Annotated in this window: 18 protein-coding genes; all 18 read right to left on the minus strand. The window is 75.0% G+C overall.

Annotated elements, in window-relative coordinates; genetic code table 11:
* Positions 1-52: 52 nt before the first annotated feature.
* The 18 genes from H7344_RS05920 to pyrR all read right to left on the minus strand — a co-directional run bounded on the left by H7344_RS05920 (position 53) and on the right by pyrR (position 21,213).
* Positions 53-2,119, minus strand: a complete 2,067-nt coding sequence (locus H7344_RS05920; protein ID WP_186345113.1) for a primosomal protein N' — start codon at positions 2,117-2,119, stop codon at positions 53-55.
* 111 nt (positions 2,120-2,230) lie between these two features.
* On the minus strand, positions 2,231-3,433 hold the full coding sequence (metK, locus tag H7344_RS05925) for a methionine adenosyltransferase (RefSeq protein WP_186345114.1): 1,203 nt from the start codon (positions 3,431-3,433) through the stop codon (positions 2,231-2,233).
* Between the two features lie 112 nt (positions 3,434-3,545).
* On the minus strand, positions 3,546-4,766 hold the full coding sequence (coaBC, locus tag H7344_RS05930) for a bifunctional phosphopantothenoylcysteine decarboxylase/phosphopantothenate--cysteine ligase CoaBC (RefSeq protein ID WP_229707081.1): 1,221 nt from the start codon (positions 4,764-4,766) through the stop codon (positions 3,546-3,548).
* 70 nt (positions 4,767-4,836) lie between these two features.
* Positions 4,837-5,169: a DNA-directed RNA polymerase subunit omega gene (gene rpoZ / locus H7344_RS05935; protein ID WP_166188889.1), complete on the minus strand. Its 333-nt coding sequence runs from the start codon at positions 5,167-5,169 to the stop codon at positions 4,837-4,839.
* A gap of 71 nt (positions 5,170-5,240) precedes the next feature.
* A complete protein-coding gene (gmk, locus tag H7344_RS05940; protein WP_186345115.1) occupies positions 5,241-5,810 on the minus strand; it encodes a guanylate kinase in 570 nt (189 codons plus the stop codon).
* Positions 5,807-6,133, minus strand: coding sequence for an integration host factor, actinobacterial type (mihF, locus tag H7344_RS05945; protein WP_166188893.1), 327 nt, complete (start codon positions 6,131-6,133; stop codon positions 5,807-5,809). The genes gmk and mihF overlap by 4 nt, the downstream gene beginning before the upstream one ends.
* A gap of 110 nt (positions 6,134-6,243) precedes the next feature.
* On the minus strand, positions 6,244-6,690 hold the full coding sequence (locus H7344_RS05950) for a hypothetical protein (protein ID WP_186345116.1): 447 nt from the start codon (positions 6,688-6,690) through the stop codon (positions 6,244-6,246).
* Positions 6,687-7,529 (minus strand): orotidine-5'-phosphate decarboxylase, encoded by an 843-nt coding sequence (gene pyrF / locus H7344_RS05955; protein ID WP_186345117.1) that lies wholly within the window; start codon positions 7,527-7,529, stop codon positions 6,687-6,689. Before pyrF ends, H7344_RS05950 begins: the two co-directional genes overlap by 4 nt.
* The gene (locus tag H7344_RS05960; RefSeq protein WP_186345118.1) at positions 7,526-8,341 is read right to left on the minus strand and encodes a tRNA-dihydrouridine synthase; all 816 of its coding nucleotides are present in this window, start codon (positions 8,339-8,341) and stop codon (positions 7,526-7,528) included. The genes pyrF and H7344_RS05960 overlap by 4 nt, the downstream gene beginning before the upstream one ends.
* On the minus strand, positions 8,338-9,174 hold the full coding sequence (locus H7344_RS21080; RefSeq protein ID WP_186345119.1) for an iron-sulfur cluster-binding protein: 837 nt from the start codon (positions 9,172-9,174) through the stop codon (positions 8,338-8,340). The genes H7344_RS05960 and H7344_RS21080 overlap by 4 nt, the downstream gene beginning before the upstream one ends.
* Positions 9,171-10,235, minus strand: coding sequence for a quinone-dependent dihydroorotate dehydrogenase (locus tag H7344_RS05970; RefSeq protein WP_229707080.1), 1,065 nt, complete (start codon positions 10,233-10,235; stop codon positions 9,171-9,173). The genes H7344_RS21080 and H7344_RS05970 overlap by 4 nt, the downstream gene beginning before the upstream one ends.
* The gene (carB, locus tag H7344_RS05975) at positions 10,220-13,543 is read right to left on the minus strand and encodes a carbamoyl-phosphate synthase large subunit (RefSeq protein ID WP_186345120.1); all 3,324 of its coding nucleotides are present in this window, start codon (positions 13,541-13,543) and stop codon (positions 10,220-10,222) included. Before carB ends, H7344_RS05970 begins: the two co-directional genes overlap by 16 nt.
* Position 13,544: 1 nt before the next feature.
* Positions 13,545-14,711 (minus strand): glutamine-hydrolyzing carbamoyl-phosphate synthase small subunit, encoded by a 1,167-nt coding sequence (gene carA, locus H7344_RS05980; protein WP_186345121.1) that lies wholly within the window; start codon positions 14,709-14,711, stop codon positions 13,545-13,547.
* 153 nt (positions 14,712-14,864) lie between these two features.
* Positions 14,865-15,854, minus strand: coding sequence for an LLM class flavin-dependent oxidoreductase (locus H7344_RS05985; RefSeq protein ID WP_186345122.1), 990 nt, complete (start codon positions 15,852-15,854; stop codon positions 14,865-14,867).
* 14 nt (positions 15,855-15,868) lie between these two features.
* Positions 15,869-18,376, minus strand: coding sequence for an ATP-dependent helicase HrpB (gene hrpB, locus H7344_RS05990; protein WP_186345123.1), 2,508 nt, complete (start codon positions 18,374-18,376; stop codon positions 15,869-15,871).
* Entirely contained in the window at positions 18,363-19,652 is a 1,290-nt protein-coding gene (locus H7344_RS05995; RefSeq protein WP_186345124.1) for a dihydroorotase, read from the minus strand. Before H7344_RS05995 ends, hrpB begins: the two co-directional genes overlap by 14 nt.
* The gene (locus tag H7344_RS06000; RefSeq protein WP_186345125.1) at positions 19,649-20,599 is read right to left on the minus strand and encodes an aspartate carbamoyltransferase catalytic subunit; all 951 of its coding nucleotides are present in this window, start codon (positions 20,597-20,599) and stop codon (positions 19,649-19,651) included. The genes H7344_RS05995 and H7344_RS06000 overlap by 4 nt, the downstream gene beginning before the upstream one ends.
* On the minus strand, positions 20,596-21,213 hold the full coding sequence (gene pyrR / locus H7344_RS06005; protein WP_186345126.1) for a bifunctional pyr operon transcriptional regulator/uracil phosphoribosyltransferase PyrR: 618 nt from the start codon (positions 21,211-21,213) through the stop codon (positions 20,596-20,598). Before pyrR ends, H7344_RS06000 begins: the two co-directional genes overlap by 4 nt.
* Positions 21,214-21,216 lie beyond the last annotated feature (3 nt).

Below are 21,216 nucleotides of genomic sequence, written 5' to 3' on the forward strand. Positions count from 1 at the left end.
CGTGTGCCCCTGCACGCGCGCGCCCGCGTCCTCCGGCAGACGACCCACCGCGCTACAGCGACGGCGGGTCGACCTGGATCCGGACGGCGTCGAGCTTGCGGGCGGAGCGGACGCGCTGCAGCTCGCCGAGGGCGCGCCCCAGCGCGGCGCCCTGCGCCCTCGGGACACGCACGACGGCGCGGACCTCCGGCTCCTCCTGCTCGCCGAGCGAGGTGGGGACCGGTCCGAGCACCTCCCCGACCTCGGGCAGGCTCAGCAGGGTCAGCGCGTCGTCGACGGCGCCGGGCTCGCCGGTGATGGTCGCCAGCCGGCTCGCCGGCGGCAGGTGGGCCTCCTGGCGCTCGACGGTCTCCCGGGCCGCGAAGCCGCCCGGGTCCCACCGGACGAGCGCCTGCACGGCCGGGTGCGCGGGGTCGCCGACGACGAGCGCCCGGCCACCGGGGCGCACCAGCCCGACCGCGTCGCACCAGCGGCGCAGCGCCTCCTCCTCGGTGCGCAGGTCCGTGCGGCCGAGCAGCAGCCACGCGTCGAGCAGCACGACCGCCGCGTAGCCGCCCTCCGCGACCGGCTCCGCCCCCGGCGTCGCCACGACGACGCCCGGCCGTGCGTCCACGGTCGCGAGCACCCGGTCCCGCGAGCTGGTGAGCACCCGCACCCGCGGCAGCGCCCGGCCGATCTCCTCGGCGGTCCGCGCGTCACCGATGACCGGCGCGCGCAGCCCCCGGTGGCCGCACTCGCCGCACGCCCAGCCCGGCACCTCCGTGCCGCACCAGCGACAGGCCGGCGGGGTGGTCGGCCCGGTCAGCGCGAGCGGGCCGCGACACACGTCGCACCGCGCCGGTGTCCGGCAGCGCTCGCAGGCCAGCGCGGCGACGTACCCGAGCCGGGGGTTCTGCACCAGCACCGGCCCCTCGGCCACGGCCTCGCGGATCGCCTCGAGCGCCTGGTGCGGCAGGCGCGCCGCGCGAGCGAGCGGGTCCCTGCGCAGGTCGAGCTCGCTGGCACCCGCGACGGTCACGCGCACCCGCTCGCGCACCACCGGGCGCGGGGCGGCGAGCTCGTGGGCCCAGCCGGTGCGCAGGAGGTACTCCGCCTCGACGCTGCGCGCGAACCCCGCGACCAGCGCGGCCGCGCCCTCCCGCTCGGCGCGCAGCAGGAGCGTCTCGCGGGTGTGGGGGTACGGCGCCCGCGGCTCGGCGTGCAGGTCGTCCCCGTCGTCCCACACGACGACGAGGCCGAGGTCGTGGACGGGCGCGAAGGCAGCCGCCCGCGTGCCGACGACGATCCGGCGGGTCCCGCGGCTGACGGCCAGGAAGTCCCGGTAGCGCTGCGCCGGCCCCGCGTCCGCCGTCAGCGTGACGTGGTGGTCCGCCCCGAGCAGGTCGGTCAGCGCCCGGTCGACCCGGTCGACGTCCTTGCCGTCGGGCACGCAGATCAACGTCCCGCGCCCCGCCCGCCGGGTCGCGGCGGCCGCCTCGGCCAGCCGGCGCGGCCAGTCCTCCCCCGGCGCGACCGACCAGACCGCGCGCGGGGCGCCGCCGCCGGCGAGGTGGGAGAGGTACGCCGCCGCGTGCTCGTAGGTGGGCCAGCCGGCGGCCTCGCCCGGGCCGGCGGGAGGCACGGGCGGCTCCGTCGGGGACGGCTCCTTCTCGGTGGTCGCGTGCCGCGGCGGGACCGCCAGCCGGAGCACGTCGGAGCGGCTCCCGGCGTACCGCTCCGCCACCGCGGCGACCAGACCCGCGACCGCGGGGCTCAGCACCGGCTCGTCGCTCACCACCCGCCGCAGCGGCGCGAGCCGGCCGGTGTGGTCGGAGGTGGCGGCGCGCTCGACGAGGTAGCCGTCGACGTCCTGGCCGGCGAATCGCACCTTCACCCGGACGCCCGGCCGCGCCGCCTCGGCCATCGACGCCGGCACGGCGTAGTCGAAGGGGCGGTCGAGGTGCGCCAGCGGCACGTCGACCAGCACCCGCGCCACCGGGTCGACCTCGGCGACCTCCGCCTCCGCCGCCTTGCGGGCACGGGTCGCCCGCGCCTTGGCCTGCGACTCCTTCACGCTCGCCCGGACGCTCCGCCATTCATGGCCGGGCAGCAGCTCGGGCTGCTCCTCCGGTCCGCTCACGAGCGAAGTCTCCCAGCGGGCGCCGACGGTGCACGCGGCAGGCCCGAGAGGGCACAGCGGGGAGTCCGTGACGCGTCTCGTGCGTCACCGGCTCCCCGCTGGTCGAGCGCCTCAGATGCCGGCGGCGGCCTTCAGGGCGTCGGCGCGGTCGGTGCGCTCCCAGGTGAACTCGGGGAGCTCGCGGCCGAAGTGGCCGTAGGCGGCGGTCTTGGCGTAGATCGGGCGCAGGAGGTCGAGGTCGCGCAGGATCGCCGCGGGGCGCAGGTCGAAGACCTCGAGGACGGCCTTCTGGATCTCCTCGTCGGAGACGACGCCGGTGCCGAAGGTCTGCACGAAGAGGCCGACCGGCTGGGCCTTGCCGATCGCGTAGGCGACCTGGACCTCGCAGCGGCGGGCGAGGCCGGCGGCGACGACGTTCTTGGCGACCCAGCGCATGGCGTAGGCGGCGGAGCGGTCGACCTTCGACGGGTCCTTGCCGGAGAAGGCGCCGCCCCCGTGGCGCGCCATGCCGCCGTAGGTGTCGACGATGATCTTGCGGCCGGTCAGGCCGGCGTCGCCCATCGGGCCGCCGACGACGAAGCGGCCGGTCGGGTTGACCAGCAGCCGGTAGTCGTCGGAGGGGATGTCGAAGGTCGCGAGGACCGGGTCGATGACGTTCTGCTTGATCTCGATCTCGAGCTTGGCGAGGTCGGTCTCCTCCGAGTGCTGCGTGGACAGCACGACGGTGTCGACGCGGACCGGGCGGTCGTCGGCGTCGTACTCGATGGTGACCTGGGTCTTGCCGTCGGGACGCAGGTTGTCCATGACGCCGGTCTTGCGGACCTCGGTGAGCCGCTCGGAGAGACGCTGGGCGATGACGATCGGCAGCGGCATCAGCACCTGGGTGTCGTCGCAGGCGTAGCCGAACATCAGGCCCTGGTCGCCGGCGCCGCGGCGGTCCAGCTCGTCCTCAGAGGTGCCGACGCGCGACTCGTGGCCGTGGTCGACGCCCTGGGCGATGTCGACGGACTGGCCGCCGATGGCGACCTGCACGCCGCAGGTGGTGCCGTCGAAGCCCTTCTCGGAGGAGTCGTAGCCGATGTCGAGGATCGCCTCGCGGACCAGCTCGGCCACGGGGGCATAGGCGTTGGTGCGGACCTCTCCGGCCACGACGACCAGGCCGGTGGTCAGGAGGGTCTCCACGGCGACGCGGAGGTTCTCCTTGTCGCCGTCGTTGGCCATCAGGTAGTCGAGCACCGTGTCGCTGATGCGGTCGGCGATCTTGTCCGGGTGACCCTCGGTCACGGACTCCGAGGTGAAGAGTCGTCCAGCCACAGCACAGCTCCTGTCGATCGGGTGGTGCTCAGGTTAGGGGGCGTCCCAGGTCGTGGGACGGCCGTCTCACGACCCTGTCCCCCATTTTGGTCGGCGCGATGTCCGCGGAGGGTCAGGTCCGCCGGGGGCGATCCTGCAGCCTGCGGGCGACTTCGTCCCAAATGGCGTGGGCCAGGGCGGCCTTGGACCCGCGCGGCACGTCGGTCGCGGTGCCGTCGGCGCCGAGGATGACCGCCTCGTTCTCGGGGCTGCCGAAGACCGCTCCCCCGCTGACGTCGTTGACGACGAGCAGGTCGCAGCCCTTGCGCGCGAGCTTGGCGCGCGCCAGGTCGAGCACCGAGCCGGTGTCGTCCCCGGTCTCGGCGGCGAAGCCGACGACCACCGTGTCGGGGCGTGCACGGGAGGTGCTGAGCTCGCGCAGCACGTCGGGGTTCTGCACCAGCTCGATGGCCGGGGCGGAGCCGTCCGCGGCCTTCTTCATCTTCGCGTCGCTGTACGTCGCCGGGCGGAAGTCCGCCGGCGCGGCCGCCATGACCACGGCGTCGGCCGAGGCCGCGGCCGGGACGACGACGTCGCGCAGCTCGGCGATGGTCTCGACCCGCACGACCTTCACGCCGGCCGGGTCGGGCAGGTTGGCGTTCGCCGCGACGAGGGTGACCTCGGCACCCCGCGCCGCCGCTGCCCGCGCCAGCGCGAAGCCCTGCAGGCCGGACGAGCGGTTGCCGAGGAAGCGGACCGGGTCGAGGTACTCCCGCGTGCCGCCGGCCGAGACCACGACGTGGCGCCCGGCGAGGTCCTGCCCGGTGGCTCCGCCCCCGGCCGCGCTGCGGGCGAGCACCTGCGTGCACAGCTCAAAGATCTCGGCCGGCTCGGGCAGCCGGCCCTTGCCGGTGTCCTTGCCGGTCAGCCGGCCCTCGGCCGGCTCGACCACCAGCACGCCCCGCTCGCGCAGGGTCGCGACGTTCGCCTGCGTCGCCGGGTGCTCCCACATCTCGGTGTGCATCGCCGGCGCGAGCACCACCGGGCAGCGGGCGGTGAGGAGCGTGTTGGTGAGCAGGTCGTCGGCGAGGCCGTGCGCGGCCCGGGCGATCGTGTCGGCGGTGGCCGGTGCGACGACGACGAGGTCGGCGGACTGGCCCAGCCGCACGTGCGGCACGCGGTGCACGTCGGTCCACACGTCGGTGGCGACCGGCTTGCCCGACAGCGCCGCCCAGGTGGGGGCGCCGACGAACTCCAGCGCGGACTCGGTGGGCACGACGGTCACGTCGTGCCCGGACTCGGTGAGCCGGCGCAGCAGCTCGCACGCCTTGTACGCCGCGATCCCGCCGGTCACCCCGAGGACGACAACGGGCCGCGTCCCCGATGGGGGCGCGGCCTCGTGGTCGGAGCTGGTGCTCAGTGGATCACTCGCCGGGGGTGAACGACGCGTCGATGGCGGCGGCCTTGGCGGCGGCCTCCTCGGCGGCGAGCTCGGCGGGGTCGACGTCCTCGCAGGTCAGCAGGTCCTCGTTGATCTCGCGCAGAGCGATGGAGAGGGGCTTCTCCTGGACGTGGGTGTCCACGAGCGGGCCGACGTACTCCAGCAGGCCCTCGCCGAGCTGGGAGTAGTAGGCGTTGATCTGCCGGGCGCGCTTGGCGCTGTAGAGGACCAGCTTGTACTTGCTGTCGGTCTTGGTGAGCAGGTCGTCGATCGAGGGGTTGGTGACACCCTGGGCGTCGATGTTGGGGGCAGACACGCGTGAAGCCTCACTGATCGGTGGAATGGTTGCCCGACGGGCGCCGCAGGCGCGGAGCGCGCAGCGCGAAATCAGTCGAGCGTCATCAAGGCTACCAACTCGTCCGCGGCAGCGTGAACTTCGTGGTTGACGATCGTCCGGTCGAACTCCGACTCGGCGTCGAGCTCCGCGCGGGCGGTGGAGAGCCGGCGCTCGCGCTCCTCCTCGGTCTCCGTGCCGCGGCCGACGAGCCGGCGCACCAGCTCCTCCCAGGACGGCGGCTTGAGGAAGACGAAGAGCGCCTCCGGCATGGTCCGGCGCACCTGCCGCGCGCCCTGGAGGTCGATCTCGAGCATCGCGGGGCGGCCCGACGCCAGCGCGAGGTCGACCGGCTGCCGGGGCGTGCCGTACCGCGCGGCCTTGTGGACGACCGCCCACTCCAGCAGGTCGTCCTCGGCGACCATCCGGTCGAACTCCTCGTCGGAGACGAACCAGTAGTGCACGCCGTTGACCTCGCCGGGGCGCGGCGGACGGGTGGTCGCGGAGACCGAGATCCAGACCTCGGGGTGGTGCTCGCGGATGTGCGCGGCGACCGTGCCCTTGCCGACGGCCGTGGGACCGGCGAGGACGACGAGACGCGAGCGGCGCTCGGGCTCGGTCACGCCTGACCGCGCGAGCCGAACTCCTTCTCGAGCGCGGCGACCTGCTTGGTCCCGAGCCCGCGGACGCGCCTGCTCTCGGCGATGCCGAGGCGCTCCATCACCTGCCGCGCCCGCACCTTCCCCAGGCCGGGCATCGACTGGAGCAGGTCGACGACGCGCATCTTGCCGACGACCTCGTTCTCCTGGCCCTCGCGGAGGACGTCGACGATCGAGGCGCCCGAGTTCTTCAGCCGGTTCTTGATCTCGGCCCGCTCCCGGCGGGACGCGGCTGCCTTCTCGAGGGCCGCCTGGCGTTGTTCCGGCGTGAGGGGCGGGAGCGCCACGGGGCATGTCCTTTGGGTCGAGCTACGGAGGGCAGGGTCAATCTAGTCAGAACTCTTTGCCCCCGGCAACGCAGGTCTCCCCCGGCCGACGACCGCCGCCACCCGTCGCGTCAGAGCGTCAGCGGGGTCCCGCACACGTCGCGGGCCTGTTGCTGGATGCCGGCCAGCGCCGTCACGGTGGCGCCGGAGACCAGCTGGCGGGCGGCGGCGTCGATCCGGGCGTCCTGCTCGTCGCTGACACCCGCGGGGCGGCGCTCGGCGTCGTACGCCGCGGGGTCGACGCCGGCGTCCTCGAGCGCGTCGCGCAGCTCGCGCACCCGGCCGACGACGAGGTCCCACTCGTCGCGCAGGTCGCGCGGCGCGGCGTCCTCGAGCGCCTCGAGGCTGGGCAGCGCCTCGATCAGGGCGGTCGGCGAGCCGGCGGCGACGGCCTCGGAGAGGTCGGGCCGCTCCTCCTCGACCACCTCGCAGTAGGCGTCGAAGGGGTCCTCCGAGCAGCCGACGGCGAGCGGCAGGAGCAGGAACCCGCCGGCGAGGAGGCGGCGCGCGCGGGTCACGACCGCAGCGCCGCGAGCTCGTCGGTGGCGGCCCGCACGGCGTCGCGCATGGCCGCGACGTCCGGTCCCTTGCGGAGCACGTCGCGCGAGGAGCTGGCCAGGACGTTCGCGGCCGCGGTGCCGAAGATGCGGCGCACGTCGGCGGCGGTGCCGCCCTGGGCGCCGTACCCGGGCGCCAGGATCGGCCCGTGGAACGCGAGGTCCTCCTCGGTCTCCCCGATGGTGGCGCCCACGACCGCACCGAAGGACCCGAGCGGGTCCGCGCCCGCGTTGAGCCGGCGCAGGTGGTCCAGGACCCGGCCGGCGACGGTGGAGCCGTCCTCGAGGCGGGCGTGCTGGACCTCGGGCCCCTCCTCGTTGGACGTCAGCGCGAGCACGAAGAGCCCACCACCGTGGCGCCGGGCGGCGTCGACGAACGGGTCGAGCGAGCCGAAGCCGAGGAACGGGCTCACCGTCACCGCGTCGGAGCCGAGCGGCGACGCCGGGTCGAGGTAGGCGTCGGCGTACGCCTGCGAGGTCGAGCCGATGTCGCCGCGCTTGGCGTCCATCACCACGAGCGTGCCGGCGGCGCGGGCGGCGGCCACGACCTCCTCGAGCACCGCGACCCCGGCGCTGCCGAACCGCTCGTAGAACGCCGACTGCGGCTTGAGCGCCGCCGCGTGCGGGGCCACCGCCTCGACGGCCGTCAGCGCGAAGCGGCGCAGTCCCGCGACGTCGTCGCCGAGGCCCCACTCGGCCAGCAGGCCGGCGTGCGGGTCGATGCCGACGCAGAGCGGGCCACGCTCGTCCATGGCCTCGCGCAGCCGCGCCCCGAACGTGCTGAGCCGAGTGGTGGTCATGAGGGTCCTCCCGCGAGGTCGGCCGCGATCCGGGCGGCGGTGGTGGGGTCGTGCAGCAGGGCGGTGCCGACCTGGACCGCCACCGCGCCGGCGTCGAGGAACGCCCGGGCGTCGGCGGCGGTGCTGATGCCACCGCAGCCGATGACGGGTACGCCGGGCAGGGCGGCGCGCACCTCGCCCACGCAGCGCAGGGCGAGGGGCAGCACCGCGGGGCCGCTGAGCCCGGCGGGGCGGCCGTCGGGCAGCGCGGCCGCCTGCGGGCCGCCGACGACGACGGCCGAGGCGCCGGCGTCGGTGACGACGCGGGCGGACTCCGCGACGCGGAGCACGTCGGAGCGGACCTTGGCGAGCACCGGCAGGTCCTGCGCCTCGCGGACGACGGCTGCGACGACGTTGGCGGCGTGGAACGGCTCGCGCACGTCGAGCAGCCCGTGTGCGCGGGCGTCGGGGACGGCCAGGTCGACCTCGAGGGCGCGGATGCCGGGCGCCTGCGCCAGTCGGCGGGCCACCTCGGCGTGCTCGGCGACCGACGCACCCGAAAGCGACACGACGACGCGCAGGCCCTGCTGCACCAGCCACGGCAGCTCGGTGGCGAGGAAGATCTCCAGCCCGGGCCCGGGCAGCCCGGTGCTGTGCACGAGACCGGAGGGCGTCTCGGCGATCCGCGGGGCCGGGCCTCCGGCGCGGGGGTTGAGGGTGAGCGAGCGGGTGGTGAACGCGCCGATCCCCTCGAGCGCGCCCAGCGCCGCGAGCTCGCGGCCGGTGCCGCCGCAGCCGGCGGCCACGACGACCGGGTTCGGGAGGTCGATCACGCCGGCCCCCCGGCTCCCGGCCGTGTCCCGGCCAGCTCGGCCCAGCGGACGCGGTCGCCGCGGACGACGGGACCCTCGGTGCAGGCGCGGACGACGCGGGCGACGCCGTCCTCGCCGACCACCGGCAGCGGGCAGCCGTGGCAGAGCCCGGTGCCGCAGGTCAGCGGCTGCTCGACGGCCGTCTGGCTCCAGGCACCCGCCTGCTCGGCCACCGCCGCGACCGCGTGCAGCGTCGGCACCGGCCCGGCGGCGTACACCACCTCGGCGGCGGCCTGGGCGAGCACGCCCGCCACCACGTCGGCGACCGAGCCGCGGCGACCGACCGAGCCGTCCGCGGTCACGACCGTCACCGCGCGGGCCGAGCGGCGCGCCTCCAGCGCGGACAGCAGGTGCCGCTCGTCGGGCGCGGCGAGCAGCAGGTTGACCTGGCAGCCGCGCTCGCGCAGCCGCTCGGCGAGCGGGAAGAGCGGCGCGGCGGCGTATCCCTCGCCGACGAGCAGGGTGGCGACCGGCTCCTTCGGGAGGGCGAAGGCCCGGCCGAGCGGGCCGGTCAGCTCCAGCCGGGCGCCGACGGGGCGCTCGGCGAGCCAGCGGGTGCCGGGGCCGACCGGCTCGACGACGAGCTGGAGCGCCGGTCCGTGGCCACCCACCGCCCGGACGCCGTGGATCCACAGCGCGCGGCGGGCCAGGCGGGTGCCGTCGACGGAGACCGCGACGAACGTGCCGGGACGGAACCGCTCGGCGACGCCCGGCGCGACGACGGTGAGGTGCTGGTAGGCGCCGACCCGCTTGCTGGACAGCACCTCACCGGTGGTGTGGAGCGGAGCCTTCACCCCGCCCCCACCGGTGCGACACCGGCGACGATGCGACGGGGCCACAGCGGCCCCTCGTAGACGAACGCGGAGTAGCCCTGGAGGAGGTCCGCGCCGGCCTCCAGCCGGGCCCGGGCGTCCTCGGGCGTGGTGATGCCGCCGACGCCGATGATCGTCGTGCCCGCGCCGAGGCGGCCGCGCAGCAGGCGGGTCACCTCGAGCGCCCGCTCGCGGACCGGGCGACCGGACAGGCCGCCGTTGCCGATCGCCTCGACCACGGCGTCCGGGCTGGCGAGCCCGGCGCGGGAGGTCGTCGTGTTGGTCGCGATGATCCCGTCCAGCCCGATCGCCAGCGCCATGTCGGCCACGGCGAGCACGTCGTCGTCGGCGAGGTCGGGGGCGATCTTGACCAGCAGCGGCACCCGCCGGGAGGTCACGGTGTCCGCGGTCCGGCGGACGTGCTCGAGCAGCGGCTGGAGCTTCTCGACCGCCTGGAGGTTGCGCAGGCCCGGCGTGTTCGGCGAGCTGACGTTGACCACGAGGTAGTCCGCGAACGGCGCCAGCAGCCGGGTGCTCTTGGCGTAGTCAGCCTCCACCGCGGCCTGGTCGTCGTCGGGCACGACCTTGGTCTTGCCGATGTTGACGCCGAGGACGGGCCCGCCCGCACGGCCCTGCACCCGCGCGGCGCGCTCGGCCAGCCGGCGGGCGACCACCTCGGCGCCGTCGTTGTTGAAGCCCATCCGGTTGACCACCGCACGGTCCGCCGGGAGCCGGAAGAGCCGCGGCTTGGGGTTGCCGGGCTGCCCCTCACCGGTGACCGTGCCGACCTCGACGTGGCCGAAGCCGAGCGCGGCCAGCGCGTCGATGCCGACGGCGTTCTTGTCGAAGCCGGCCGCCACCCCCAGGACGTTCGGGAACGTCAGGCCGAGCGCCGGCACCGGCTGCCCCGGCCTGGGCAGCCGGGACGCCACCGCCGCACCCGCCCGGACCGCGCGGAAGCCCAGGTGGTGGGCCCTCTCCGCGTCGACCCGCGTCGCGACGTGGTCGAAGAGCAGCGAGTACGCCGTCACCGGCTCGCCCACTCCTGCAGGCTGCGGACCTCGATGTCGCCGCGCCGCGCGGCCTCGATGCCCTGGACGGCCGCGCCGAGCCCCTGCACGGTGGTGATGCACGGGACGTTCGCGCGGACCGCGGCGGTGCGGATCTCGTAGCCGTCGAGGCGCGCCTGGCCCTCGCCGGCGCCGTACGGCGTGTTGACGACCATCTGCACCTCGCCGTCGAGGATGAGCTGCACGGTGGTCTTCTCGCCGCCCGCGCCCGGGCCCTCGAAGTGCTTGCGCACGACGGTGGCGGCGACGCCGTTGCGGCGCAGCACCTCGGCGGTGCCGGCGGTCGCGAGGATCTCGAAGCCGAGGTCGGCGAGGACCTTGACCGGGAAGATCATCGACCGCTTGTCGCGGTTGGCCATCGACACGAAGATCCGGCCCTCGGTGGGCAGCGGGCCGAACGCCGCGGCCTGCGACTTGGCGAACGCCGTGCCGAAGTCGCGGTCGAAGCCCATGACCTCGCCGGTCGACTTCATCTCCGGGCCGAGGACGGTGTCGACCTGCGCGCCGTCGGGGGTGCGGAACCGGTTGAACGGCATCACCGCCTCCTTGACCGCGATCGGCTGGTCGGCGGGCAGCGTGCCGCCGTCGCCGGTCGCGGGCAGCAGCCCGAGCGCGCGCAGCTCGGCGATGCTCTCCCCCAGCATGATCCGTGCCGCGGCCTTGGCCAGCGGGGTCGCGGTCGCCTTGGAGACGAACGGCACCGTCCGCGACGCGCGCGGGTTGGCCTCGAGCACGTAGAGGATGTCCGAGCCGAGCGCGAACTGGATGTTCAGCAGGCCGAGCACGCCGACGCCGCGGGCGATCGCCTCCGTCGCCTCGCGGATCCGCGCGATCTCGCGGGCGCCCAGCGTGATCGGCGGCAGCGCGCAGGAAGAGTCGCCGGAGTGGATGCCGGCCTCCTCGATGTGCTCCATCACGCCGCCGAGGAAGAGCTCCTCGCCGTCGAAGAGCGCGTCGACGTCGATCTCGACCGCGTCGTCGAGGAACCGGTCGACCAGCACCGGCGCCTCCCGCGAGATCAGCCCCGCGGCGACGTACTTCTCCAGGTAGGTCTCGAGGGCCTCGTCGCCGTACACGATCTCCATGCCGCGGCCGCCGAGGACGTACGACGGCCGCACCAGCACCGGGTAGCCGATCTCGTTGGCGATCCGCTGCGCCTCGGGGTACGACGTCGCCGTGCCGTGCTTGGGAGCGGTCAGCCCGGCCTCGGCGAGGACCCGGCCGAACGCGCCGCGCTCCTCCGCCAGGTCGATCGCGTCCGGGGAGGTGCCGACCACCGGCACCCCCGCGCGGGCCAGGCCCTGGGCCAGCCCGAGCGGGGTCTGGCCGCCCAGCTGGCAGATGACGCCGGCCACCGGGCCGGCGGCCTGCTCGGCGTGGACGACCTCGAGGACGTCCTCGAGGGTGAGCGGCTCGAAGTAGAGCCGGTCGGAGGTGTCGTAGTCGGTCGAGACCGTCTCGGGGTTGCAGTTGACCATCACGGTCTCGTAGCCCGCGCCACCCTCGCCCTGGCCGAGCGCCAGCGACGCGTGCACGCACGAGTAGTCGAACTCGATGCCCTGGCCGATCCGGTTCGGGCCGGAGCCGAGGATGATGACGGCCGGCTTCTCGCGCGGCGCGACCTCGGTCTCCTCGTCGTAGGAGGAGTAGTGGTACGGCGTGGCCGCGGCGAACTCCGCGGCGCAGGTGTCGACGGTCTTGTAGACCGGGCGGATGCCCAGCGCGTGCCGGACGCCGCGGACGACGTCGGGCGACATGCCGCGGATCTTGCCGATCTGGACGTCGGAGAAGCCGTGCCGCTTGGCGCGGCGCAGCAGGTCCGGCGTGAGCTCGGCGGCGGCGGTCACCTCGGCGGCGATCTCGTTGATCAGCGCGAGCTGGTCGAGGAACCAGGGGTCGATGCCGGTCGCGTCGAAGATCTCCTCCGGCGTGGCGCCGGCGCGGATCGCGTCCATGACCTCGCGGAGCCGCCCGTCGTGCGGCGTGCGGATGGACGCCAGGATCGCGTCCTTGTCGAGGTCGACCCACTCCTGGTGCCAGTCGAAGACCGCGTTCGGGCTCTCCAACGACCGCAGCGCCTTCTGCAGCGCCTCGGTGAAGTTCCGACCGATCGCCATCGCCTCACCCACCGACTTCATGTGCGTGGTCAGCGTCGGGTCCGCACCGGGGAACTTCTCGAACGCGAAGCGCGGCACCTTGACCACGACGTAGTCCAGCGTCGGCTCGAAGCTGGCCGGCGTGGAGTGGCCGTCGGGGCGGGTCGTGATGTCGTTGGGGATCTCGTCGAGGGTGTAGCCGATCGCTACCTTCGCCGCGATCTTGGCGATCGGGAAGCCGGTCGCCTTCGAGGCCAGGGCCGACGAGCGGCTGACCCGCGGGTTCATCTCGATGACGACCAGGCGGCCGTCGGCCGGGTTCACGGCGTACTGGATGTTGCAGCCGCCGGTGTCGACGCCCACGGCGCGGATGATGCCGATCGCGAGGTCGCGCATCTCCTGGTACTCGCGGTCGGTCAGCGTCATCGCCGGCGCGACCGTGATCGAGTCGCCGGTGTGGACGCCCATCGGGTCGAGGTTCTCGATCGAGCAGATGATCACCACGTTGTCCGCGGTGTCGCGCATGACCTCGAGCTCGTACTCCTTCCACCCGAGGATCGACTCCTCCAGGAGCACCTCGGTGGTCGGGCTCGCGTCGAGGCCGGCGCCGGCGATGCGGTGCAGGTCGGTCTCGTCGTACGCCATGCCCGAGCCGGTGCCGCCCATGGTGAACGACGGGCGCACGACGACCGGGTAGCCGAGCTCCTCGACCGCCGCCAGGCAGTCCTCCATCGAGTGGCAGATCGCTGAGCGGGCGGACTCGCCGCCGAGGTCCTCGACGATCTTCTTGAACACCTGGCGGTTCTCGCCGCGGTCGATCGCCTCGATGTTGGCGCCGATCAGCTCGACGCCGTACTTGTCCAGCACGCCGTCGCGGTCCAGCGCCATCGCGGTGTTGAGAGCGGTCTGCCCGCCGAGGGTCGCCAGCAGCGCGTCGGGGCGCTCCTTGGCGATCACCTTCTCGACGAACTCCGGGGTGATCGGCTCGACGTAGGTGGCGTCGGCGAACTCGGGGTCGGTCATGATCGTGGCCGGGTTGGAGTTCACCAGGACGACCCGCAGGCCCTCCTCGCGCAGCACGCGGCAGGCCTGGGTGCCGGAGTAGTCGAACTCCGCGGCCTGGCCGATGATGATCGGCCCCGAGCCGATGACCAGGACGGACGAGATGTCGGTGCGCTTGGGCATGTCAGGCGCCCTTCCGGTCGGTCTGGCCGGCGGTCCGGTCGGACATGAGGTCGACGAAGCGGTCGAAGAGGTACGCCGCGTCGTGCGGACCGGCGGCCGCCTCGGGGTGGTACTGCACCGAGAAGCTCTTCAGCGCCCCGGCCGCGTCCCGCAGCTCGAGGCCCTCGACCACGTCGTCGTTGAGGCAGACGTGGCTGACGCTCGCCTCGCCGTAGGGGGTGGTCGTGCTGCCCTCGAGCGGGGCGTCGACGGCGAACCCGTGGTTGTGGGCGGTGACCTCGACCTTGCCGGTGGTGCGGTCCATGACCGGCTGGTTGATGCCACGGTGGCCGTACGTGAGCTTGTAGGTGCCGAAACCCAGCGCGCGGCCGAAGAGCTGGTTGCCGAAGCAGATGCCGAAGTACGGCACCTCCTGCGCCAGCGCGCCCTGGAGCACCTCGACCTGGTGGGTCGTCGCGGCCGGGTCGCCGGGGCCGTTGGAGTAGAAGAGCCCGTCGGGCCGGACGGCGAGGACGTCGTCGAGCGTCGCGGTGGCGGGCAGCACGTGCACCTCGATGCCGCGCTCGGCCATGCGGTGCGGCGTCATCGTCTTGATGCCGAGGTCGAGGGCGGCCACGGTGAACCGCTTCTCGCCCCAGGGACCGGGCTGCGCCGGGACGACGTAGGCCTCCGGCGTGGTGACCTCGTCGGCCAGCTCGAGGCCGGTCATCTCCGACGACGCGCGCACGCGCTCCAGCAGGGCCGCGGGGTCGGTCTCGGTGGTGGAGATGCCGACGCGCATCGCGCCGCGCTCGCGCAGGTGGCGGGTGAGCGCACGGGTGTCGACGCCGCTGATGCCGACGACCCCCTGCTCGCGCAGCTCGTCGTCGAGCGTGCGGCGGCTGCGCCAGCTCGAGGGGACCCGGGCCGGGTCGCGGACGACGTACCCGGCCACCCAGATCCGGCGGGACTCGGGGTCCTCGTCGTTGATGCCGGTGTTCCCGACGTGCGGGGCGGTCATGACGACCACCTGGCGGTGGTAGGACGGGTCGGTCAGCGTCTCCTGGTAGCCGGTCATGCCGGTGTTGAAGACCGCTTCTCCGAACGTCTCGCCGGGGGCTCCGAAGGCCTCTCCGGTGAAGCTGCGACCGTCCTCGAGGACCAGGATCGCGGGGGCATGCGTCGGCACGCCGCACCTCCTTCTCCGCCTCACGGGACGGATCGTTAAAGGATGTCGAACGGCGCCGACCCTACCAGCGCGCGAGCCTCCGGCCCGGTGCACGCCTCGCGGTGGACCAGCCCTGCGAGGCGCCCGTCACGTCGAGCGGGAACGGGCCCCGGATCAAGCCGCCAGGCGCTCCATCGCCTCGGCCGCGAGGGTGACCGAGCGCAGCCGTGCCTCGGTCGTCGGGGCCTGGTGGGCGGTGATCAGCTCGTCGGCCCCGACCCGCTCCGCGAACGCGCGGAGGTAGTCGCCGACCTCGCCGGGAGCACCGACGGCGGAGTAGGTCAGCATCGAGTCGACGTGGGTGCCGGCGCCGCGGCGCAGCAGCACGTCGGCCTCGACGTCGGAGAGCTCCTGGCCGTTGCCGAAGAGGCCGATCGCGAGCGTGCGGCGCACGGCGGCGTGGTGCTCGCGGGCCTGCTCGGCGGTGTCGGCGGCGATGACGTTGACGCCGGCGATGACGTACGGCTGCTCCTGCTGCGCCGAGGGACGGAACTCGCGGCGGTAGGCCTCGACCGCCCCCTCGAGCGCCTGCGGGGCGAAGTGGCTGGCGAAGGCGTACGGGAGCCCGAGCTGCGCGGCGAGGTGGGCGCCGAACATCGAGGAGCCGAGGATGAACAGCGGGACGTTCGACCCGCGGCCCGGCACGGCCTGCACGCCGGGCACGCGCGAGTCGCCGGCCAGGAAGGCCTGCAGCTCGAGCACGTCCTCGGGGAACCGCTCGGAGGAGCGCGGGTCGCGGCGCAGGGCGTACATCGTGTTCTGGTCCGAGCCGGGCGCCCGGCCGAGCCCGAGGTCGATGCGACCGGGGTACATCGCCTCGAGCGTGCCGAACTGCTCGGCGATCGTCAGCGGCGCGTGGTTGGGCAGCATCACGCCGCCGGCGCCGAGCCGGATCGTCGAGGTCTGCGCGCCGACGTGGGAGATGAGCACGCTGGTCGCCGAGGAGGCGATGCGCGGCATGTTGTGGTGCTCGGCGTACCAGACCCGCTCGTAGCCGTGCTGCTCCGCACGCTGCGCGAGCGCGACGCTGGCGGCGATGCTGCTGGTGACGGTCTCGCCGTCGGCGATGGGGGCGAGGTCGAGGATCGAGAGCGGGACGGTCATGCCCGGCGCAACGTTCAGGAGCGCCGGTTCCTTCCCGTCCCCCGCGTCGGCGGCGTGGTCCACGGGTCCTCCGGCCAGGCGTGCTTGGGATAGCGGCCGCGGAGCTCGGCGCGCACCTGCGGGTAGGCGTTCTCCCAGAACGACGCCAGGTCGGCCGTCACCGCGACCGGCCGGCGCGCGGGCGAGAGCAGGTGCAGCAGCACCGGCACCCGGCCGTCGGCCACCCGGGGCGTGGCGGCCCAGCCGAACGTCTCCTGCAGCCGGACGGCGAGCACCGGCTGCTCGCCCGCGTAGTCGACGCGCACCGCCGACCCGCTCGGCACGGCCAGCCGCTCGGGCGCGAGCTCGTCGATGCGGCCGGCCTCCGGCCACGGCAGCAGCCGACGCAGCGCGGTGAGGACGTCGATGCGACCGAGGTCGCGGGTGCCACGGACCCGGGCCAGCTCGGGGCCGAGCCACGTCTCGACGTCCGCGGTGAGCGTCTCGTCGGAGAGCTCGGGCCACGGCTCGCCGAGCGCACGCGAGAGGAAGGCGACCCGTTCGCGCAGCGACCGGGCCGCGTCGGTCCACGGCAGCACCGCTAGCCCCTCCTGGCGCAGCCCGTCGCGCACGGCGGCGGCGACGCCCGCGACCGGCGGCTGGGCGAGCGGGGTGGAGGCCAGCTCGATCGCGCCCAGGCGGGCCACCCGGCGCGCGACCACCCGACCGTCGGTCCAGCCGACCTCGTCGTCCTCGCTCCACCGGGCGCCGGCGGCCTCGAGCGCGAGGTCCTCGTCGATCGGGGCCGCGGCGCGGATCGTCGCGTCCCGCTCCCCCGGCTTCCGGTCCACGTCGCCGACCGCGAGCCACGCCGTGCCCGCCAGTCCCGACCCGCGCGGCAGCACCGCGCCCGTCCCGCCGACCATCAGGTACGCCGCGGTGTCGGCCGCCCCGGGCCGGCGCCGCGCGACCCGGTCCGGGTGGGCGAGCGCGACCACGGCGCCGACGGCCAGGTCGTCGGTCATCCGCTCGCTCCCGGCACCCGCGTCCGCGGCGTGCACCTGCAGGTCCGCGACGACCTTCCGCCAGGCCGCGGGCCGCTCGCGTCGCGCCTGCCGCAACGCGGCCAGCAGGTCGCCCCCGGGCGCGCGGGTGTCCTCCGACAGCAGCGCGACGACCTCGGCGGCCCGACGGGCGCCGACCATGGCCGCGCCGTCCAGGAGTGCTCGCGCCAGGCGCGGGTCGGCGGGCACCCGCGCAATGGCCCGGCCGCGCTCGGTCACCGCGCCGGAGCCGTCGACCGCGCCGAGGTCGGCCAGCGTGCGGCGGGCCGTCGCGAGCGCGGCTGCGGGCGGCGGGTCCAGCAGCGCCAGGCCGGCGCCGTCGGGGTTCCCCCACACCGCCAGCTCGAGCGCGAGGCCGGTCAGGTCGGCGACCGCGATCTCCGGCTCGGGGTGGGCGGCCAGGTGGGCGTGCTCGGCCTCCGCCCAGCAGCGGTACGCCGCCCCCGGTCCCTCGCGCCCGGCGCGGCCGGCCCGCTGGTCGGCGGCGGCCCGGCTGACCCGCACGGTCACCAGCCCGGCGAGGCCGCGGCGGTGGTCGGTGCGCGGCTGCCGCACCAGGCCGGCGTCGACCACGGTGCGCACGCCCGGGACGGTCAGCGAGGACTCGGCGACCGCCGTGGAGACGACCACCCGACGGCGCGGCCCCGGGGTGAGCGCCAGGTCCTGCTCCGCGGCGGGCAGCCGGCCGTGCAGCGGACGTAGGTCGGCCCCGAGACCGGGCCCAGCACCGGCCAGCCGCCGCACCACGCCGTCGACCTCGGCCACGCCGGGCAGGAAGGCCAGCACGTCGCCGGGCTGCTCGGCGAGCGCGCGGCGGACGGTCGCGGCCACGTGGTCGAGGAGCGCCGGCGTCACCCCGCGGTCGTCGAGCCGGCGCACGGCCGGCGGGAGAGCGGCGTACGTCGTCGTGACGGGGTGCAGCGCACCGGGCACCTCCACCACCGGCACGGGCGGCGAGCCGAGCAGGGCCGCGGTGCGCTCGGCCTCGATCGTCGCCGACATGGCGACCAGCCGCAGGTCGTCACGCAGGTGGGCGCGGACGTCGACGAGCAGCGCGAGCAGCAGGTCGGCGTCGAGCGCCCGCTCGTGCACCTCGTCGACCACCACGGCGGCGACGCCCGGCAGGTCGGGGTCGCGCTGGAGCCGGCGCAGCAGCACGCCGGTGGTGACCATCTCGACCCGGGTCGCCGGGGACGAGCGGCGCTCGCCGCGCACGGCGTACCCCACCGTCTGCCCGACCGGCTCGCCGAGCAGCCCGGCCAGGCGCCGGGCTGCCGCCCGGGCGGCGATCCGGCGGGGCTGGGTGACGACGACCCGGCCGGGCCCCAGCGCGGCGACCGCCGGCGGCACGAGCGTGGTCTTGCCGCTGCCCGGCGGCGCCCAGAGGACGGCTGCCGAGCGCTCGCGCAGCGCCTCGGTCAGTGCCGGGAGGCCGGCCCTGACCGGGAGGTCGGGGAGGTCGAGGTCAGACCAGCGCACCGGCCAGCACCGTCGGCCGCCCGCGCAGGAAGGTGGCGACGACGCGGCCGGGCAGCTCCATCCCGCGGTACGGCGTGTTGCGGCTCAGGCTCGCCGACTGCGCCGGGTCGACGGTCCGGCGCACCGAGGGGTCGTAGAGCACGACGTTCGCCGGTGCCCCGACCTCGAGCGGCTGCCCGTGGTCGGCGACGCGGCCGATGCGGGCCGGGGCGTACGACATCCGCTCGGCGACGCCCGCCCAGTCCAGCAGGCCGGCGTCGACCATCGTCTCCTGCACGATCGACAGCGCGGTCTCGAGGCCGAGCATGCCGAACGCCGCGGCGGCCCACTCGCAGTCCTTGTCCTCGTGCGGGTGCGGGGCGTGGTCGGTGGCGACGACGTCGATCGTGCCGTCGGCGAGGCCGGCGCGCAGCGCCTCGACGTCGGCGCGGGTGCGCAGCGGCGGGTTGACCTTGTAGATCGGGTCGTACGTCGCGGCGAGCTCGTCGGTGAGGATCAGGTGGTGCGGGCAGGCCTCGGCGGTGACGTCGACGCCGCGCGCCTTGGCCTCGCGGACGATCTGCACCGAGCCGGCCGTCGAGACGTGGCAGACGTGCAGGCGGGACCCCACGTGCTCGGCGAGCAGGCAGTCGCGGGCGATGACCGCCTCCTCCGCGACCGCCGGCCACCCGGTGAGCCCCAGCCGGCCGGAGAGCTCGCCCTCGTTCATCTGGGCGCCCTCGGTCAGCCGCGGCTCCTGGGCGTGCTGGGCGACGACGCCGTCGAACGCCTTGACGTACTCCAGCGCCCGCCGCATGAGCACCGCGTCGCTCACGCACTTCCCGTCGTCGGAGAAGACCCGCACGCGCGCGGCGGAGTCGGCCATCGCGCCGAGCTCGGCGAGCCGCTCGCCCTGCAGGCCGACGGTCACGGCACCGACCGGGTAGACGTCGCAGTGGCCGGCCTCGCGGCCCAGCCGCCAGACCTGCTCGACGACGCCCGCCGTGTCGGCGACCGGCTCGGTGTTGGCCATCGCGTGGACGGCGGTGAAGCCGCCCAGCGCGGCCGCCTGCGTGCCGGACTCGACGGTCTCGGCGTCCTCGCGGCCCGGCTCGCGCAGGTGGGTGTGCAGGTCGACCAGGCCGGGCAGCGCGACCAGGCCGGTCGCGTCGACGACCTCCGCGTCGTCGGCTTCGAGCCCGGCGCCGACCTCGGCGACGACGCCGTCGCGCAGCAGCAGGTCGGTGGGCTCGCCGCCGAGGACCGAGACGTTCTTGACCAGGTAGCTCGTGCTCACTCTTCTCCTCCGGGCTGGGCTCCCCCGAGGAGGAGGTACAGGACGGCCATCCGCACGGCGACGCCGTTGGTGACCTGCTCGACGATCACGGAGCGGTCGGAGTCGGCGACGTCGGCGCTGATCTCCATGCCACGGACCATCGGGCCGGGGTGCATCACGATCGTGTGGTCCTGCAGCGTGGCCATCCGGCGGCCGTCGAGGCCGTAGCGACGGGAGTACTCCCGCGGCGTCGGGAAGAACCCGCCGTTCATCCGCTCGCGCTGGACGCGCAGCATCATCACGGCGTCCGCCTTCGGGATGACCGCGTCGAGGTCGTACGACGTCTCGACCGGCCAGCTGTCGACACCGACGGGCAGCAGGGTGGGCGGCGCGACGAGCGTGACCTCGGCGCCGAGCGTGGCCAGCAGCAGCGCGTTGGACCGGGCGACCCGGCTGTGCAGGACGTCGCCGACGATCGCGACGCGGCGGCCGTCGAGGCTGCCGGCCTTCCCCCGGCCCAGGTGGCGGCTGAGCGTGAACGCGTCGAGCAGCGCCTGGGTGGGGTGCTCGTGGGTGCCGTCGCCGGCGTTGACGACGCTGGAGCGGACCCAGCCGGAGTGGGCGAGCCGGTGCGGCGCGCCGCTGGCGCCGTGGCGGACGACGACCGCGTCCGCGCCCATCGCCTCCAGCGTGAGCGCGGTGTCCTTGAGGCTCTCGCCCTTGGACAGGCTCGAGCCCTTCGCGGAGAAGTTGATGACGTCCGCGCTGAGCCGCTTGGCGGCCGCCTCGAAGGAGATCCGGGTGCGGGTGGAGTCCTCGAAGAAGAGGTTGACCACCGTGCGGCCGCGCAGCGCGGGCAGCTTCTTGATCGGCCGGTCGGCGAGTGAGCGGAGCTCCGCGGCGGTCTGCAGGACCAGCTCGGCGTCGTCGCGGCTCAGGTCGGCGGCGCTGAGCAGGTGGCGCTTCACGGGCGCTCCCCCGCCGGTGCGCCGGGCGTGCCGGGCTCGCCGTGGATCGTCACCGCGTCGACGTCGTCGATCCCCGCCAGGGTCACCTTGACCCGCTCGACCAGCGAGGTCGGGAGGTTCTTGCCGACGAAGTCCGCGCGGATCGGCAGCTCGCGGTGGCCGCGGTCGACCAGCACGGCCAGCCGGACGGCGCGCGGCCGGCCGAGGTCGTTGAGGGCGTCCAGGGCGGCGCGGATCGTGCGGCCGGAGAAGAGCACGTCGTCGACGAGGACGACGGTGCTCCCGTCGATGCCCTCCTCGGGGATCTCGGTGTGGAGCAGCGCGCGGGCCGGCTTCAGGCGCAGGTCGTCGCGGTACATCGTGACGTCCAGCGAGCCGGTGGGCACGTCGTACCCCTCGACCGAGGCGATGCGCTCGGCGATCCGCTCGGCCAGCGGCACGCCGCGGCTCGGGATGCCGAGGAGGACGAGGTCGCCGGCGCCCTTGTTGCGCTCGAGGATCTCGTGGGAGATGCGCGTCAACGCGCGGGCGATGTCGCGGGCGTCGAGGACGACGCGGCCGGGCTCCGGCGTGGCGCCGGGAGGGGCTTCGGGCTGGGCAGGCACGGGTGCCATGAC

Origin of the sequence: Nocardioides deserti (assembly GCF_014266025.1) — a bacterium.
Taxonomy (GTDB): domain Bacteria; phylum Actinomycetota; class Actinomycetes; order Propionibacteriales; family Nocardioidaceae; genus Nocardioides; species Nocardioides deserti.

What these genes read in the sequence shown, in the direction of transcription:
- pyrF (WP_186345117.1), bottom strand. Translation starts at nt 7,529, where the DNA reads ATGACCACCACTCGGCTCAGCACGTTCGGGGCGCGGCTGCGCGAGGCC.
- H7344_RS05985 (WP_186345122.1), bottom strand. Translation starts at nt 15,854, where the DNA reads ATGACCGTCCCGCTCTCGATCCTCGACCTCGCCCCCATCGCCGACGGC.
- pyrR (WP_186345126.1), bottom strand. Translation starts at nt 21,213, where the DNA reads ATGGCACCCGTGCCTGCCCAGCCCGAAGCCCCTCCCGGCGCCACGCCG.
- carB (WP_186345120.1), bottom strand. Translation starts at nt 13,543, where the DNA reads ATGCCCAAGCGCACCGACATCTCGTCCGTCCTGGTCATCGGCTCGGGG.